10 protein-coding genes and 1 pseudogene are annotated in these 16,378 nt (G+C 59.4%); 3 read left to right on the top strand and 8 right to left on the bottom strand.

Annotation, left to right across the window (positions count from 1 at the left end; genetic code table 11):
- The first annotated feature begins 154 nt into the window (after positions 1-154).
- On the top strand, positions 155-1,126 hold the full coding sequence (gene yjiA / locus LOY43_RS24505) for a GTPase (protein WP_095048717.1): 972 nt from the start codon (positions 155-157) through the stop codon (positions 1,124-1,126).
- Between the two features lie 98 nt (positions 1,127-1,224).
- Here yjiA and LOY43_RS24500 read toward each other — a convergent pair whose 3' ends face one another.
- The 5 genes and pseudogenes from LOY43_RS24500 to morA all read right to left on the bottom strand — a co-directional run bounded on the left by LOY43_RS24500 (position 1,225) and on the right by morA (position 9,751).
- Complete coding sequence (locus tag LOY43_RS24500) at positions 1,225-1,935, bottom strand: GntR family transcriptional regulator (RefSeq protein ID WP_095048716.1); 711 nt, start codon at positions 1,933-1,935, stop codon at positions 1,225-1,227.
- A 19-nt stretch (positions 1,936-1,954) separates the two neighbouring features.
- Complete coding sequence (locus LOY43_RS24495; RefSeq protein ID WP_034153832.1) at positions 1,955-2,659, bottom strand: FadR/GntR family transcriptional regulator; 705 nt, start codon at positions 2,657-2,659, stop codon at positions 1,955-1,957.
- Between the two features lie 87 nt (positions 2,660-2,746).
- Positions 2,747-4,060 carry a C4-dicarboxylate transporter DctA gene (locus LOY43_RS24490; protein ID WP_007909782.1) on the bottom strand — a complete coding sequence of 438 codons (1,314 nt, stop codon included), beginning with the start codon at positions 4,058-4,060 and terminating at the stop codon, positions 2,747-2,749.
- A 334-nt stretch (positions 4,061-4,394) separates the two neighbouring features.
- Positions 4,395-5,648: a serine hydroxymethyltransferase gene (glyA, locus tag LOY43_RS24485; RefSeq protein WP_095125462.1), complete on the bottom strand. Its 1,254-nt coding sequence runs from the start codon at positions 5,646-5,648 to the stop codon at positions 4,395-4,397.
- 253 nt (positions 5,649-5,901) lie between these two features.
- Positions 5,902-9,751: pseudogene (morA, locus tag LOY43_RS24480) on the bottom strand (cyclic di-GMP receptor MorA).
- Positions 9,752-10,036: 285 nt separating this feature from the next.
- On the opposite strand from morA, the gene ettA reads away from it, so the two are divergent.
- Together ettA and gdhA are read left to right on the top strand one after the other, a co-directional pair.
- Entirely contained in the window at positions 10,037-11,701 is a 1,665-nt protein-coding gene (gene ettA / locus LOY43_RS24475; protein WP_038361738.1) for an energy-dependent translational throttle protein EttA, read from the top strand.
- 349 nt (positions 11,702-12,050) lie between these two features.
- The gene (gene gdhA, locus LOY43_RS24470; RefSeq protein WP_258708842.1) at positions 12,051-13,388 is read left to right on the top strand and encodes an NADP-specific glutamate dehydrogenase; all 1,338 of its coding nucleotides are present in this window, start codon (positions 12,051-12,053) and stop codon (positions 13,386-13,388) included.
- Here the strand turns inward: gdhA and LOY43_RS24465 are convergent.
- The 3 genes from LOY43_RS24465 to LOY43_RS24455 form a co-directional block, all read right to left on the bottom strand.
- Positions 13,385-13,879, bottom strand: a complete 495-nt coding sequence (locus LOY43_RS24465) for a GreA/GreB family elongation factor (protein ID WP_258708841.1) — start codon at positions 13,877-13,879, stop codon at positions 13,385-13,387. The two genes, gdhA and LOY43_RS24465, sit on opposite strands and share 4 nt — an antisense overlap.
- A 70-nt stretch (positions 13,880-13,949) precedes the next feature.
- The gene (locus LOY43_RS24460; RefSeq protein ID WP_093434789.1) at positions 13,950-14,306 is read right to left on the bottom strand and encodes a hypothetical protein; all 357 of its coding nucleotides are present in this window, start codon (positions 14,304-14,306) and stop codon (positions 13,950-13,952) included.
- A gap of 211 nt (positions 14,307-14,517) precedes the next feature.
- Complete coding sequence (locus LOY43_RS24455; RefSeq protein ID WP_258708840.1) at positions 14,518-16,371, bottom strand: DUF4105 domain-containing protein; 1,854 nt, start codon at positions 16,369-16,371, stop codon at positions 14,518-14,520.
- Positions 16,372-16,378 lie beyond the last annotated feature (7 nt).

The raw sequence follows: 16,378 nt of genomic DNA, 5'->3' as shown, positions 1-16,378 counted from the left end.
CAGCGCAAGGTTGAGGTAATCCCTGTGGGAGCGAGCCTGCTCGCGAATACGGAGTGTCAGTTGATGAATAATTTGACTGGCACACCGCTTTCGCGAGCAAGCTCGCTCCCACATTTGTTTTTGTATTGTTCATTCATTTGAAGGAGATCGAGTTTTGTCCTCTCCCATCCCGGTCACGGTACTCAGCGGTTTCCTCGGCGCCGGTAAGACCACCTTGCTGCGCCATATCCTCAAAGCCGAGCACGGCCTGAAAATCGCCGTGATCGAAAACGAATTCAGCGACGCCGGTATCGACACTCAGTTGCTGGGTGATGAGCCGGTGCAAGTCATGACCCTGGCCAACGGCTGTGTGTGCTGCACCATTCACACTGACCTGACCAAAGCGCTGTACCTGCTGCTTGAACGGCTGGACAGCGGTGAGATCGCGTTCGATCGTCTGGTCATCGAGTGCACCGGTCTGGCCGATCCGGCGCCGGTGGCGCAAACCTTTTTCATCGATGAAGAACTGCGCGAGCGCTATCTGCTCGACGGCATCATCACCCTGGTCGATGCCGCCCACGCCGACGTACACCTGAGCCAGACGATCGCCCAGGCGCAGATCGGTTTTGCCGACCGCTTGCTGGTGAGCAAAACCGATCTGGTCGATGAAGCCACGTTCAATGCACTGAGCGAGCGCCTGACACGGATCAACCGCCGGGCGCCGATTCGTGTGGTCGAACACGGCACCATTGATCTGGCAGAACTTCTTGATGTGCGCGGCTTCAACCTCAACGCCGATCTCGGCGGCGGATTGAGCCTGCGTCCGGTGAGCAAGGCGCCGTCGATTGATCGCATTTCCAGTCTGGTATTGCGCACCGATCAGCCGCTGGATATCGATCAGCTCAGCGAGTTCATGAATGAATTGCTGGAAGAACACGGCAAGCAATTGCTGCGTTACAAAGGCGTGCTGAACATCGCGGGTGAGGATCGGCGCCTAGTGTTTCAGGGGGTGTTGAAGCTTTATGGTTTTGACTGGGATACCGAATGGGCCGAGGGTGAGGCGCGGGAAAGTGTGATTGTGTTTATTGCCGATGATTTGCCGGAAGAGAAGATTCGGGCGGGGTTTGCCAGAGTGGCTTCTGCCTGATGGGCTTTCGGTGCCCGTAATCACGCCATCGCGAGCAGGCTCACTCCTACAGGGGAACGCATTTCAAATGTAGGAGTGAGCCTGCTCGCGATAGCTATCTAACCGACAGCACAATGCTCAAGGTCTGAACCCAGCAGCGTCTGCTCAAGATTGTCCAGATGTTGATTCATCAGCATGGCTGCTTTGGAAACATCCCGATGGTCCACTGCTTCCACCAACGCCAAATGCTCCTTCCAAGCGCAACAGCTATGCGTCTGGCCCACACTTCGCGCAATCGCCAATGATGTAAGCGGCACAAGACTGCCAAGAAAATGCGCTAACGGTGCATTCCCCGCCATTTGCGCCAATTGAAGATGAAACTCCCCGGACAAGCGAATCGCCGCACCCCGCCGATCCTGCTCGACCGCTTGACGTTCGCGCTCGATCAGCGTGCGAAGGTGCTTCAAATCGTCTGCCTGCGGACGCTGACAGGCCAGACGCACCAGCGTGCTCTCGGTCAGTCGCCGCGCATGCAGGGCCTGCCGCGTTTGTTCCCGATCAGGTGCCGCCACCCGCGGCCGGTGATTGGCGCGCAAGACAATGACGTGCTCATGGGACAGTTGGGTCAGCACCCGGCGCACGTCGGCGCGACTGGCGCCGAACATCTCTTTCAAACTGTCCTCGGTAAAACGGCTGGCCGAATCGATGCGCTGTTCCAGAATCGCATCGAACAGTCGCGGATACAGATCCTCCGCCGGTGTGCGCAGGCACGAGAAGGGCAGGGGCGACGTGGTCTGGCGAGTGTGCGACGCTGCAGCGAAACTGTTCATGGCCTGTCTCCAGTTGGGGTCAGCGACTCAAGTTGTCTTCCGGAATATTCAGCTCAATCCCCATCCGCTGGCCTTCGCGCAAAATGTGCCGACGCATTTCGGCGCTGGCCTGGGCGCTGTTCTTGCTGCGGATCGCGCGGACCACCGCTTCGTTTTCTTCCAGTCGCTCGGCCAGATGCTCCGGAGAATTACGCAGCACCTCGGCGCTTTGCTTGAGGGCGTTGCTGGTTTGCTGCACCACACTCTGGAAGATCGGATTCGAGGTCAGGGTGAACAGCTCTTCGTGAAAGGCGATGTAGGCGCTGACCCCGGCCTCGCTGTCGCCGGCCTCGAGGGCTTCGCGCATGTCCATCAGGGTCAGGCGCAACTGGCCGACTTCCTTGCTGCTGATCGATTGTGCGACCAGACCGACAATGAACGGCTCAAGGGTGTAGCGCAGTTGCAGCACGTCTTCGAGGCTGGCACCGGCGACTGCACTGTCATGGCTTTGGCTGTCGCTGAGTTGCGCGTCGAGTACGACTACGCCTTTGCCTGGCATCGAGCGTACGAGGCCAAGGGTTTCCAGAACGATCACCGCTTCGCGCAGGCTCGGGCGGCTGATGCCCAGTTGTTCGGCCAGTTCGCGCTGACCCGGCAGCATGTCGCCGGAGCGCCACTGGCCACGGGCCAATGCGGCGCGGAGTTTTTCTACGACTGAGTTGACGACGGTTGATGTGGTTATCAAGGGTCTTGCTCCATTTGCCTGGGGGGAGATAGCCGCAAACTCAAGATCAAAAGATCGCAGCCTGCGGCAGCTCCTACAGGGGTTAAATCAGAACTCCTGCTGGTGCGCCGGAGTCGCTGTTTTACGCGGCTGAAAGGTGTAGCCCTGCTGGCCGCTCAGTACTTTGTTGGCTCGCTGTACATCAATGTCTTTTTCCCAACGGGCGATCGCCACCGTGGCGACACAATTGCCGATCAGGTTGGTCAACGCGCGGCCGATGCCCATGAACCAGTCCACGGCCAGCACCAACACCAGGCCGACCACCGGAATAGCCGGGATCGCGGTCAGCGTCGCTGCGAGAATCACCAGTGCCGAACCGGGAATCCCGTGGGCTCCTTTCGAGGTGATCAGCGATACCAGCAGAATCGTCAGCAAATCGGTCATGGCCAGCGGCGTGCCGGTAGCGTTGGCAATGAACACAATGGCCAAAGTCAGGTAGATCGAGAAACCGTCGAGGTTGAACGAGTAGCCGGTCGGAATCACCAGACCCACGGTCGAGCTGCCAATGCCGAGGTGTTCGAGTTTGCGCATGATCTGTGGCAGCACGGCGTCGGACGATGCCGTGCCCATGACGATCAGCAGTTCTTCACGCAGATACTTCAACAGCGGCCACATGCGCAGGCCGGAAGCACGCATCACCAGACCGAGAATCACGCTGACGAATGCGATGCAGGTCAGGTAGAACAAACCGACCAGACTGCCCAGGTGTTGCAGGGAATCAAGGCCATATTTGCTGGTAGTAAAGGCGATGGCGCCGAACACGCCGATCGGTGCCAGACGCACGATCATGCCCATGATCCGGAAGATCACATGGCTGAGTTCGTTGATCAGTCGGGAGATCCCGGAGGCCGCTTCACCGACCAGATTCAACGCGCTGCCGAACAGCACCGAAAACAGCAGAACTTGCAGGATGTTGTTGTCGGCGAAGGCGCCGATCACCGAGGTTGGGATCAGGTCCATCAGGAACTGCGTGGTGGTGTGCATGTGCTGGCTGCGTTCGGCGAGATCGCCCATGTCGGCCGCAGACAGTTGCTCGAGATGGATATTCGCGCCGCTGCCGATGCCGGTGCTGAAGGCGAAGACCAGGCCGATCACCAAAGCGATGGTGGTCAGCACTTCAAAGTAGATCACTGACTTGAGGCCGATGCGCCCGACCTTCTTCAGATCGCCGGCACCGCTGATGCCGCTGACTACCACGCAGAACACGATCAGGCCGATGAGCATCTTGATCAGTTTGATGAAGCCGTCGCCGAGCGGTTTGAGCTGGGCCGAGTATTCAGGAAGGGTCAGCCCGCAGACGATGCCGAGCATCAGTCCGAGAACCACTTGGAGGAAGATTGAGCGCGAGCACCATCTGAGCATGGGAGGAATCCTGGTCGGTGTCCTGGCTGCCGTGCGCGTGGCGCATCAGATTCAGGACTTAATTATTGTGGTCTTACCGGTATGTCCAGTGCGGGTGCAGTCTACGCTCGGTTTTTTCGCGATGACAAGTGAAAATATCAAAATTGGCATGACCGGTCTGACCAGTGGTCATAGCCGCGTAGGAGCTGCCGAAGGCTGCGATCTTTTAATCTTGTTTTTAAGATCCAGATCAAAGGATCGCAGCCTTCGGCAGCTCCTACACGGGAAATCAGGGGCGAAAAAAAACCGGCCAATCGCTTGGCCGGTTTTTCATGCTGCGGGTTTAACGTCGCAATTAAGCGCCGTATACCGGCAGTTTCTTGCAGATGGCTTTGACTTTCTCACGAACGGCGTCGATCACCGCTTCGTTGTTCAGGTCAGCCAGGATGTCGCAGATCCAGCCGGCCAGCTCTTTGCACTCGGTTTGCTTGAAACCGCGAGTGGTCACAGCCGGAGTACCGAAGCGCAGGCCGGAAGTAACGAACGGCGATCGTGGATCGTTTGGCACGGAGTTCTTGTTCACGGTGATGAACGCTTTGCCCAGAGCGGCGTCGGCGTCTTTACCGGAGATGTCCTGCTTGATCAGCGACAGCAGGAACAGGTGGTTCTTGGTACCGCCCGAAACTACGTCGAAACCGCGCTCGATGAACACTTCGGCCATGGCCTGGGCGTTCAGCACCACTTGTTCCTGGTAGGCCTTGAACTCAGGCTGCAGCGCTTCCTTGAAGCAGATCGCTTTAGCGGCGATCACGTGCTCCAGCGGGCCACCCTGGGCGCCCGGGAATACCGCGGAGTTCAGCTTCTTCTCGATCTCGGCGTTGGCGCGAGCCAGGATCAGGCCACCACGTGGACCGCGCAGGGTCTTGTGGGTGGTGGTGGTCACGACGTCAGCGAAAGGCACCGGGTTCGGGTAGACGCCAGCGGCGACCAGACCGGCCACGTGAGCCATGTCGACGAACAGGTAAGCGCCGACTTTGTCAGCGATGGCGCGGAAACGCGGGAAGTCGAGAATCTGCGAGTAGGCAGAGAAACCGGCCACGATCATTTTCGGCTTGTGCTCAACCGCCAGACGCTCGACTTCGTCGTAGTCGATCAGGCCGTTGGCGTCGATGCCGTACTGTACGGCGTTGTACAGCTTGCCGGAGGAGGAAACGCTGGCGCCATGGGTCAGGTGACCACCGTGTGCCAGGCTCATGCCCAGAATGGTGTCGCCACCTTGCAGCAGGGCCAGGTAAACAGCGGCGTTGGCTTGCGAACCGGCGTGCGGCTGAACGTTGGCGTAATCGGCGCCGAACAGTTCCTTGGCGCGGTCGATGGCCAGTTGCTCAACAACGTCAACGTACTCGCAACCACCGTAGTAACGCTTGCCTGGGTAGCCTTCAGCGTACTTGTTGGTCAGGACCGAGCCTTGAGCTTCCATCACCGCTGGGCTGGTGTAGTTTTCCGAAGCGATCAGCTCAATGTGTTCTTCCTGGCGCTGAGCTTCTTGCTCCATGGCGGCAAAAAGGTCGGCGTCGTACTTGGCAATAGTCAAATCACGGCTGAACATGGCGGTCCTCAAGGATCGGGGGCAGAAAAGGGGGGCATTCTAACCCAATGGGTTTTGGATGGCATATGAAACGACATCATGTCGCAGACAAGTGGCGTTCATGCGCGGATAGATGGTGATTGTGCCGGCCTGAAAAGATCGCAGCCTGCGGCAGCTCCTACAGTAATCCGAGCTGATCCCGAATACTGTGACCGACATCAATCCTTGTAGGAGCTGCCGAAGGCTGCGATCTTTTCGGTCGCGCCGCAGGACTTCAGTCGAACATGAACAGCGCGTCATTGCTGAACTGCGCCTCAAACCGCCCCGCCGGCATCGGTCGGCCGAACAGATACCCCTGAACCTCATCGCAACCATGCTCACGCAAGAAGTCCAGCTGTTCATGGGTTTCCACGCCCTCGGCGATCACCGCCAGATTCAGGCTATGCGCCATGGCGATGATCGCCCGGGCGATCTGCGCATCCTGCTCACCGGACGGCAAACCATCGACAAAGGTGCGGTCAATCTTCAACACGTCGATCGGGAATTGTTTGAGGTAGTTCAGCGATGAGTAACCGGTGCCGAAGTCGTCGACCGCAATGCTCAGGCCAAGGTTCTTCAGCCCGGCGAGAATCTGCATCGCTTCGCTGACTTCGCGCATCAGAATACTTTCGGTCAGCTCCAGTTCCAGACACGCCGGTGGCAGGCCGGTTTCACGCAGGATTGTGGCGATCCGCGTGCCGAGTTGGCCATCGGAGAATTGCCGCGCCGAGATGTTCACCGACACCTTCGGCACACGCACACGATTCTGGTGCCAGGTCTTCAACTGACGGCACGCCTCGCTGATCACCCAGTCGCCGACGTCCACCACCAGACCCAGCTCTTCCAACACCGGAATGAAATCCCCCGGCGGCACCAGGCCACGGCGTGGATGACGCCAGCGCAACAGCGCTTCGGCGCCAGTCAGGCGTTTGCCGTCACCGCTGAATTGCGGTTGGTAATACAGGACGAATTCGTTCTGTTCCAGGGCGTGGCGCAAATCGCTTTCCAGTTCCAGACGCTCCAGCGCACTGGCGTTCATGTCGGCCTGATAGAACTGGAAGTTGTTCTTGCCGCGCTCCTTGGCGTGGTACATCGCGGTGTCGGCGTTCTTCATCAACTGGCTGAGTTCGTTGCCGTCCTGAGGACTCAGGGCAATGCCGATACTGGCCGTGACAAAGAACTCGCGACCTTCGAGCACGAATGGCCGCACCAGGCTGCCGAGGATCTGCTCGGCGACATGAATCGCCCGGTTCAGCGCCATTTCGCGGCTGGAGCGATGTTGCAGCAGCAGCGTGAATTCGTCGCCGCCCATGCGCGCCACGGTGTCGTCATCGTCGACGCAGGCCAACAGGCGCGTGGCCATGTCTTTCAACATGCGGTCGCCGGCGGCGTGACCGAGGGAGTCGTTGATCGGTTTGAAACGGTCGAGGTCGAGGAACATCAGCACCACCCACGACTTCTGCCGCTCGGCCGATTGCAGCGCGGTGTGCAGACGATCCTGGAACAGCGTGCGGTTCGGCAAGTGGGTCAGGGCGTCGTAGTAGGCGAGGCGGTGAATCCGCTGCTCGCTGGCCTTGCGCTCGCTGATGTCGCTGAAGAAGCACACGTAGCTGGCCAGATCGCCCTCGTCGTCGAGCACCGCGGTGATGCCGACCCACGCCGGGTAATGCTCGCCGTTACGGCGCTTGAGCCAGACTTCGCCTTCCCAGGTGCTGTGCTGATGCAGTTGTTTGAGTACGTAGCGCAGGTGTGCGTCCTGCTGCTCATCAACGGTGAGCATGTTCGGCAATTGGTCGAGCACTTCGCTCACGGCGTAACCGCTGACGCGACTGAAGGCTTCGTTGGCTTGCACGATGTAACCGGCCGGGTCGGTGATCAGGATCGCCGAGGTCGAGTGTTCGAAAAACCGTGGCGGCCATGCGCAGGTCTTTCTCTGCGCGGCGCTGCTGACTGATGTCGCGACCGACACCGAGTACGCCTTCAAACGCACCATGTTCGTCCCACACCAGCACCAGACGCAGCTCGATCGGGATCTTGCGGCCATCGGCGCGCAGGCAGTCGAACAGGAACAATTGCGTCTGTACCTGGTTGCGCAACACCGCCAGTTGCTCGGGTTTGTCCAGCGCCTTGCTGACGCGATCCATCAGCGTGTAGATGCCGCTCAGTTGTTGCGGGTTGGCGATGGTCGATTGCCAGCCGTTCTGGAAAATCCACTCAGCGTCATAACCCAGCACGGCCTGCACCGACGGGCTGACGTAGTTCAGCGAGAGCTTGCTGTCGGTGGAGAAAATCACGTCGCTGATGCTTTCGGCAAGCATGCGGTAGCGCTGCTCGCTGTCGCGCAGGGATTCGCTGGCTTCGATCTGTTCGGTGATGTCCTTGGCCACGCCGATGATCCGCGTGACCTGATCGTGTTTGTCCCGGGCCAGCGCTTGTTCGCGAATATCGAAACGCCGCCATTTGCCGTCGCGATGGCGGAAACGCAACTGGCACTGGAGCAACTGACTGTAACCGGCGTGGCGCTGCATCTGCCGCGAGCGATGGTAGTAGTCGGCATCTTCCGGGTGCAGGAGAATTTCCCAGAAATACTCACCCATCTGGTGCAGTTCGGTGCGGTTGTAGCCGAGGGTCTGACCGAGGTGGTGGTTGCTGAAAATCATCCGCTGGCTGATCACGTCCTGCACATACAGGTGATCCGGCACCGTGCGCACCACGTCCGACCAGAAGCCTTCGCGTTCGAGCAGCGACAGTTCGATCAGCTTGCGGCTAGTGATGTCGTTGATGCTGAGAATCACCGCTTTATAGTCGTGTTGCTCGGTCGGCAGACGCAACACCATCCACAGGTGCTGGTCGCGGCCGTTGATGTCCGGCAATTTGATTTCCAGTTCCAGCTGCTTTTGCTGCTGCAGGACGGCGTCGAGCACTTGATTGCCGATGGCGCACTGGCGGTGTGGATGGCCGTCGATCAACAGTTGCCAGGCGTGCTCGCAGGAATTGACATTGAGCAATTGCAGCGCAACCTGGTTGACCTCGGTGACGCGCAATTCCTGCAACAGTTGCTGGCGTTGCGCCGGCTGGTCGAGCCAGGCCTTGAGCTGGTCGCTGGTCTGGATCTGCGCCTTGTCGAAGACCTGCTTCAGGCCGGACAGGTCCAGCACACAGAGGGCCACGCCAGTGCCCTCGAAAATGTCCTGATAACGGCGGCGACCCTCATGCAACTGGCGCTGGCGCCGGCGCATGTTGAGCAGGGCAATCACCGGCAACATCGAGAACGCCAGGCCCAGCAGGCATTTGCCGATGAACGCCGGCAGCAGTTCCTCGAGCACACGCTGGCGGTCGAACAGGCCACGCAACTGCCAGTCGCTGCTGCTCAGCGGCACGGTCAACACCGTGTTGGCCATGTCGTCCGGACTCAAGACGCCGGCCCTGGCCGAGGGCTGCGCTTCGTCGCGGCTGATGATCTGATGGTTGAGGCGGTTTTCCACCAGCCACAACGGGCGGATGCCGGTTTCGCCCTGTTTGGTCAGCGAGTCGAAGAACGTCGGAGTCAGGCGCAGTGCCCAATAACCGCGCGTGCTGCCGCTGGCCTGATGCAATAACAGATGCACCACAGAACCGTCGTCGGCGTTGCTGAAGTAATGCGCCTGTGCACGGCTGCGGCGCACCAGTTCAGTGAGGTAGCTGGCGTCGTGGCTGTTGTCGTCACTGTCGCTGATGATTTTGCCGGAAGGGGTGAGCAGGGCCAGGCTGCGCAGGTCAGGCAAGGATTGCTGGAGCTTGCGCAATAGCACCTGCTGTTCGTCGGCTGATTGCGGTTGTTCGACGATCGGTAGCAGATTGAGGGCGATTTGCGCGTTCAGCGCCATGTTCAGGCTGACCTGCGAGGCGAGGTCTGCGGTGTAATCGATGGTGTACTGGCGCTGGTTTTTCTGGGTTTCGCGCAGTTGATCGAGCAGTTGCCAGAACAGCAACGCGAGCAATAAAAGCACGAGCGTCGCCAGCGCACCCTTTAATGTACCGCGCAGGGACGAGCCGGGCGCCGGTGGGGTGCTGCTCACAGAAGCTGGCGGAGTGACATTGGACAAGCTGTGATCCTGCGATTTGGCTGGACTGGCGCGACGTGCACTATAAGCCGGACGCCCAAAGGGCGGCTAGCATGCCTTGAGTCGTGGCGAAGTGCCAGCCCCGCGCGGCTGGACTGCCACTGGTCAATCAGGTAGCTTTGCCGGTTACGCGGGAGCGTTCCAGCTCCTAGACTCAGACTTTTTCAGCGCGCACGCATTGATAACCATCAAGTGAACGACGCGCATGGTCTGGCCGGGCTTCGCCTGCGCTGCAATCATTCATCTGTCACTGACCCAAGGTTCTCCATGGCTCAATACGTCTTCACCATGCATCGGCTGGGCAAAGTTGTTCCGCCGAAGCGGGAAATTCTCAAAAACATTTCGCTGTCGTTCTTCCCCGGCGCCAAGATCGGTGTACTCGGCCTCAACGGTTCGGGTAAGTCCACGCTGCTGAAAATCATGGCTGGCGTCGACACCGAGTTCGAGGGCGAAGCCCGTCCGATGCCGGACCTGAACATCGGCTATCTGCCGCAAGAGCCACAACTTGATCCAACCAAGACCGTGCGTGAAGTGGTCGAGGAAGCGGTCAGCGTGATCAAGGATGCGCAAGCGCGTCTGGACGAGGTCTACGCCGCTTACGCCGATCCGGATGCCGACTTCGACAAGCTGGCTGCCGAGCAAGCCAAACTCGAAGCGATCCTGCAGGCCAGCGATGGTCACAACCTTGAGCGTCAACTGGAAGTCGCCGCCGATGCGCTGCGTCTGCCGGCCTGGGACGCCAAAGTAGAACACCTGTCCGGTGGTGAAAAGCGTCGTGTGGCCCTGTGCCGTCTGCTGCTGTCCGCGCCGGACATGCTGCTGCTCGACGAACCGACCAACCACTTGGACGCCGACTCGGTGGCGTGGCTGGAGCACTTCCTCCACGACTTCCCGGGCACTGTGGTAGCGATCACGCACGACCGTTACTTCCTCGATAACGTCGCTGGCTGGATTCTCGAACTCGACCGCGGCGCGGGCATTCCGTACGAAGGCAACTACTCGGGTTGGCTCGAAGCCAAGTCCGATCGTCTGGCCGCCGAATCCAAGCAGCAGTCGGCTCACGAAAAAGCCATGAAAGAAGAACTGGAGTGGGTGCGCAAAGGCGCGAAAGCCCGCCAGTCGAAATCCAAGGCGCGTCTGCAACGCTTCGAAGAAATGCAATCGCAGGAATTCCAGAAGCGCAGCGAAACCAACGAGATCTACATCCCGGCCGGTCCGCGCCTGGGCGACAAGGTCATCGAATTCAAGAACGTCACCAAGGGCTACGGCGATCGCGTACTGATCGACAACCTGTCGTTCTCGATGCCGAAAGGCGCCATTGTCGGCGTGATCGGCGGTAACGGTGCCGGTAAGTCGACCCTGTTCCGCATGCTGATGGGCAAGGAAACGCCGGATTCGGGCAGCATCGAAGTCGGTGAAACCGTGCAACTGGCCTGCGTTGACCAGAGCCGTGATGACCTGGATGGCAGCAAGACTGTATTCCAGCAAATCTCCGACGGTTCCGACCAGATCCGCATCGGCAACTACGAGATCCCGTCGCGTACCTACGTCGGTCGTTTCAACTTCAAGGGCGGCGATCAGCAGAAGTTCGTCAAGGATCTGTCCGGTGGTGAGCGCGGTCGTCTGCACCTGGCGCTGACCCTGAAGGAGGGCGGCAACGTCCTGCTGCTCGACGAACCGTCCAACGACCTCGACGTGGAAACCCTGCGTTCGCTGGAAGAAGCCCTGCTGGACTTCCCGGGCGCTGCCATTGTGATCTCTCACGATCGCTGGTTCCTGGACCGCGTGGCGACGCACATCCTGGCGTACGAAGATGACTCGCAAGCGGTGTTCTTCGAAGGCAACTACACCGAGTACGAAGCGGATCGTAAAAAGCGTCTCGGCGAAGCGGCTGCCCAGCCACACCGCGTGCGTCACAAGAAACTGGCCTGATTCGGGTTGGTTGCATAAAAGAGCGGAGCCTTCGGGCTCCGTTTTTTTTGCCTGGTTTTTTTCAGCGGGATCGAGGTGTGGCCATCGCGAGCAGGCTCACTCCTACATTTGAAATGCGTTCCCCTGTAGGAGTGAGCCTGCTCGCGATAGCTGTATAACTGGTGGTGCATTTCTTGAACCCAGACTCCCCATTCAGGTGCAAAACAAGCTCAAAAAACCGCCTGATTTATATCCTGTGCACCATTTAATTTCATAACTGCGACATTTTGCTCTGTTCCTGTGCGCGATCCGTTTGTTACAGTCCGGCCCAATCTCCTCCAACGACAATAAATTTGCCGAGACTTTTCCCATGATCGAATCCGTCGAATCCTTCCTCGCTCGCCTGAAAAAACGCGACCCGGATCAACCCGAATTCCACCAGGCCGTAGAAGAAGTCCTGCGCAGTTTGTGGACGTTTCTCGAAGCCAATCCGCATTACCTGACCTCGGGGATTCTGGAGCGCATCTGCGAGCCGGAGCGCGCGGTGATTTTTCGCGTGTCGTGGGTCGACGATCAGGGCAAGGTCCAGGTCAATCGCGGTTTCCGCATCCAGATGAACAGTGCGATCGGCCCGTACAAGGGTGGCCTGCGTTTCCATCCGTCGGTGAACATGGGCGTGCTGAAATTCCTCGCCTTCGAACAGACCTTCAAAAACTCCCTGACCTCGCTGCCCATGGGCGGCGGCAAGGGCGGCTCGGACTTCGATCCGAAGGGTAAGAGCGACGGCGAAGTCATGCGTTTCTGCCAAGCGTTCATGAGCGAGTTGTACCGCCACATCGGCGCCGACGTTGACGTGCCGGCCGGTGACATCGGTGTCGGTGCGCGCGAGATCGGTTTCCTGTTTGGCCAGTACAAGCGCCTGAGCAACCAGTTCACCAGTGTGCTGACCGGCAAGGGCATGACCTACGGCGGCAGCCTGATTCGTCCGGAAGCCACCGGTTTCGGCTGCGTCTACTTTGCCGAAGAAATGCTCAAACGCCGCGAGCAGACCGTCGAAGGCAAACGCGTGGCGATTTCCGGTTCCGGCAACGTTGCGCAGTACGCCGCGCGCAAAGTCATGGATCTGGGCGGCAAAGTGATTTCCCTGTCCGACTCAGAAGGCACGCTGTATTGCGAGGCTGGGCTGAGCGAAGAGCAGTGGCTGGCGCTGCTGGAGCTGAAAAACGTCAAGCGCGGACGCATCAGTGAACTGGCGGCAGCGTTCGGTCTGGAATTCCGCGCCGGTCAACTGCCGTGGTCGCTGCCATGCGACATCGCGCTGCCGTGCGCTACGCAGAACGAACTCGACGCCGAAGCCGCGCGCACACTGCTGCGCAATGGCTGCGTGTGCGTAGCTGAGGGCGCGAACATGCCGACCACGCTGGAGGCTGTGGATATCTTTATCGAGGCCGGCATTCTCTTCGCTCCGGGCAAGGCATCCAACGCCGGCGGTGTGGCGGTGAGTGGCCTGGAGATGTCACAGAACGCCATGCGCTTGCTGTGGACGGCAGGTGAGGTGGACAGCAAGCTGCACGCGATCATGCAGTCGATCCACCACGCTTGTGTGCACTACGGCGAAGAGAACGGACGGATCAACTACGTCAAAGGCGCGAACATCGCCGGCTTCGTCAAAGTCGCCGACGCAATGCTCGCGCAGGGCGTGGTTTAAGCCGGTTCGATACGGATCACTTCAATCACTTGATCGCCGGCGGGGCGCTGCCACAGCACCTCGTCATTGAGCCGCGCACCCAGCAGCGCGCGGCCCAGCGGTGAGCCCCAATTGATCAGGCCTTTGCTGGCATCGGCCTGATCTTCGCCGACCAGTTGCACCCGCCGTTCGGTGTCGTGTTCGTCGGCGTAGGTCACCCAACTGCCGATCTGCACTTTGTCGGTGGAGGTCGCGGCAACCGCGACTTGTGCGCTGCTCAGGCGCTGATTGAAATAACGCAAATCACGTTGCAGATCCGCCAGCCGTTGCTTGTCGGCCTGATCACCTCTGGCTGATTGTTCGGCATGCAGGGTTTGCAGTTCGGCGACTTTTTCCTGCAACTGCGCCAGCCCTTGCGCGGTGACGTAATTGGGCTGCTCGCTGACCTGCCGTTCGACCGGCTGATCGGCTTGCGCGGCGGCGTTGTCTTCGTTGACGAATGCGCGACTCATGGTGTTCTCCTCGTATGAGGTTTGGGCCATGCTCGCAGGCATTTGGTTTCACTGGATGTCTGGAAACGACCTATTGCGAGCGATAGGCCCGCCCGGCGTCCTGATCTTTCTGTTGCTGCCAGGCGCGCTCGCGTTCGTCCCAATGTTCATTGCGATACTGTTCGCGGTCCTTGTTTTCCAACATTGCCTGACACTGGCGGAAGCCGTCGGTCCAGCCTTCGGCGTATTGCTTGTCCTTGAGATAGCGCGGCACATTCTTGCGAAACTCGCCGCTGATCGAACCCGCCGCCTGACGACCGCTGACACAACCGTCATCGAAGCCGTCGGCGAAGGCCGGTGGATAACCCTTGGCGATCAAATCTTCATGGGTGGTCTGGCAACCGCCCAGTAACAGCACAACACCCAGCAAACCCGCACACCGCCACATCGCACTCTCCCGCGCCGGTTCTCGGCTTATGGGAAAGTCTAGAAGCTGATTCGTCGAGCGTTGGTGAAAGGCATGTGAGTAATTCGTTGAGCACCACAAATCCCCTGTAGGAGTGAGCCTGCTCGCGATAGCGGTGTATCAGTCACCGCACCAGTGACTGATGAATTGCTATCGCGAGCAGGCTCACTCCTACAGGGGGATGTGTTCGGGATCAGTAGTGATACCACTTCACTTCAAGCATGACCTCGGTTTCCGGGGTGGCGAGATGGCTGAACTCACGCTGCGCACTCAAGCGCAAACCAAGGTTGCGCGACAACTCCCACTGCTGATTCAGGCTGAGGCTGCGGCGTACTTCGCCATTGAAGAAGTAATCGCCTTTAGCCTCCAGACTGAGATTGCCCAACGGGTTTTTCCACAACACGCCGGTATTGAAACCGCCGGCTGGCGAGACGAACTCGGCGAAATCATTGTTGTGTTCAACGCGCACGGTGCCGAGGGCAAAACCCAGCACATCATCCCCCAGCGCCCACGTCCCGCCGCCGCCACCATTGACGTGGCTGACCAGCGTCTCGTCATCGTGCTTGCCCGGTACGCGCTCAAGACCGCCAGTGACTTGCCACGACAGCGGCTGCAATAGCTCATTACGCGGTGTCAGCGAACGAATGGTCGCCAGATCCAGTTGCTGAAACTGCCATTGATTGCCCTCGTACTGACGCAGTTTCATCTGCAGGATCTCGATCTGCGCGCCGAGCGGGAAGCTCTCGGCGTTGTCGTTGAGATCGTGATAGGCCATGCGCAAGCCGTACTCACCGAATGCGCGATCACCACGGGTGCCGAGACCGGCCTGCCAGGTGCGCGATTCGTGGCCGTCTTCGGGCAAGCCTGGTTGTGGTATTTCCAGTTCGGGTGCGGGGTTTTTGTTGATCGCTCGCAGCAGTTCAAAGCTGCGCTGTGCCCGTTGTGGATCGCGTTCCTGACCGTTGGCGCGGTAGCGCTCCAGACGATATGCCGCGTCGATGATCAACGCTTGACGATCGCGGGGTAGGGCTTTGAACGCCGGATTCTGCAACTGCTGTTGATCGGCGCTGACGTTCAGCACCCATTGCTGTTCGTCACTGTTCAAAGGCTCGGCACGGCTGAGCAATTCGCGCTCGCGTGACGGGCGGTATTCGATACTTTCCACCAGCCCGGCTTCCTTCACCGCTTTGACGGTGTCGGTGGGAATCGCGGTCAACGGGAATTGTTCAGTCAGGCGCAGGCTCGGGCGTGCCACCTGCAGCAACTCAAGCAGACGATACGAGCAGTTTTCGTCGAAGAAGAAGTAGTCGAACTGGATCTGCTTCAACTCCCACACATGCTCGACCATGCGCGCGGTTTCTTCTTGCGTCAGGTTGAGCCGGTATTCCCACAGGTCGCGGTTTTCCAGGCTGCGGTATTCGGAGAGCTTTTCCTGGTACGGCACCAGCGCGAACAGTCCCGGATAACCGCCCATCAAACCTTTCCAGGCGTACAGGATGCTGTTGTCCGAGCCTTCGATGTAGGCGCCGAAGTTGATCGCGTAACTGAGCAGCGAGGTCTTGTCGGCCTGCACATCGGCCTGATCGATGCGCAGCAGGGTGTGGCCGAACATCGATGACGGACTGTTCAAATAAGCCGCCGGGAAGATCATCACCGCGCTGTGCGGCGAGACGTCCTTGAACCACTTCTTGTATTCGGCGCATGCCGGCGCTGGCAGATCGCTGAGATTGAGCTGCGCTTTCAGCCAGCGAGTGCGCGCCGGATAAACGCATTGCGCATGTTGCTCGCCAAGGCTCGCCGGGGCGTACAGCGCTTGCACGGTGGCTTCCAGCTCATGATCGGGATGTTCGTTGCCATCGGGCGCGAGAAAGAATTTCTTGTCACTGACATAGCTGCGCCAGCCGCCAAGCTTGGCGGTTTCGTAGTGACCGAGGGAAATCCAGAAGCGGTCGTTGGCCAGTTGCTGCAAACGTTGAGGGTCGATGTGGGGCGCGGCGGACAGCGGGGCGCAGACACAGAGCGCCAGCCAGGCAAGGCGTTTGAGCATAGTCGGC

It is taken from the genome of Pseudomonas sp. B21-041 (assembly GCF_024748675.1).
Taxonomy (GTDB): Bacteria; Pseudomonadota; Gammaproteobacteria; order Pseudomonadales; family Pseudomonadaceae; genus Aquipseudomonas; species Aquipseudomonas neuropathica.
Note: the sequence above shows the minus strand (reverse complement) of the source record. Positions and strands in the feature narration are given on the sequence as shown.

Coding starts and splice junctions, on each gene's coding strand:
- LOY43_RS24455 (WP_258708840.1), bottom strand. CDS start 16,371: ATGCTCAAACGCCTTGCCTGGCTGGCGCTCTGTGTCTGCGCCCCGCTG.
- gdhA (WP_258708842.1), top strand. CDS start 12,051: ATGATCGAATCCGTCGAATCCTTCCTCGCTCGCCTGAAAAAACGCGAC.
- LOY43_RS24500 (WP_095048716.1), bottom strand. CDS start 1,935: ATGAACAGTTTCGCTGCAGCGTCGCACACTCGCCAGACCACGTCGCCC.
- glyA (WP_095125462.1), bottom strand. CDS start 5,648: ATGTTCAGCCGTGATTTGACTATTGCCAAGTACGACGCCGACCTTTTT.
- LOY43_RS24465 (WP_258708841.1), bottom strand. CDS start 13,879: ATGAGTCGCGCATTCGTCAACGAAGACAACGCCGCCGCGCAAGCCGAT.
- LOY43_RS24490 (WP_007909782.1), bottom strand. CDS start 4,060: ATGCTCAGATGGTGCTCGCGCTCAATCTTCCTCCAAGTGGTTCTCGGA.
- LOY43_RS24460 (WP_093434789.1), bottom strand. CDS start 14,306: ATGTGGCGGTGTGCGGGTTTGCTGGGTGTTGTGCTGTTACTGGGCGGT.
- ettA (WP_038361738.1), top strand. CDS start 10,037: ATGGCTCAATACGTCTTCACCATGCATCGGCTGGGCAAAGTTGTTCCG.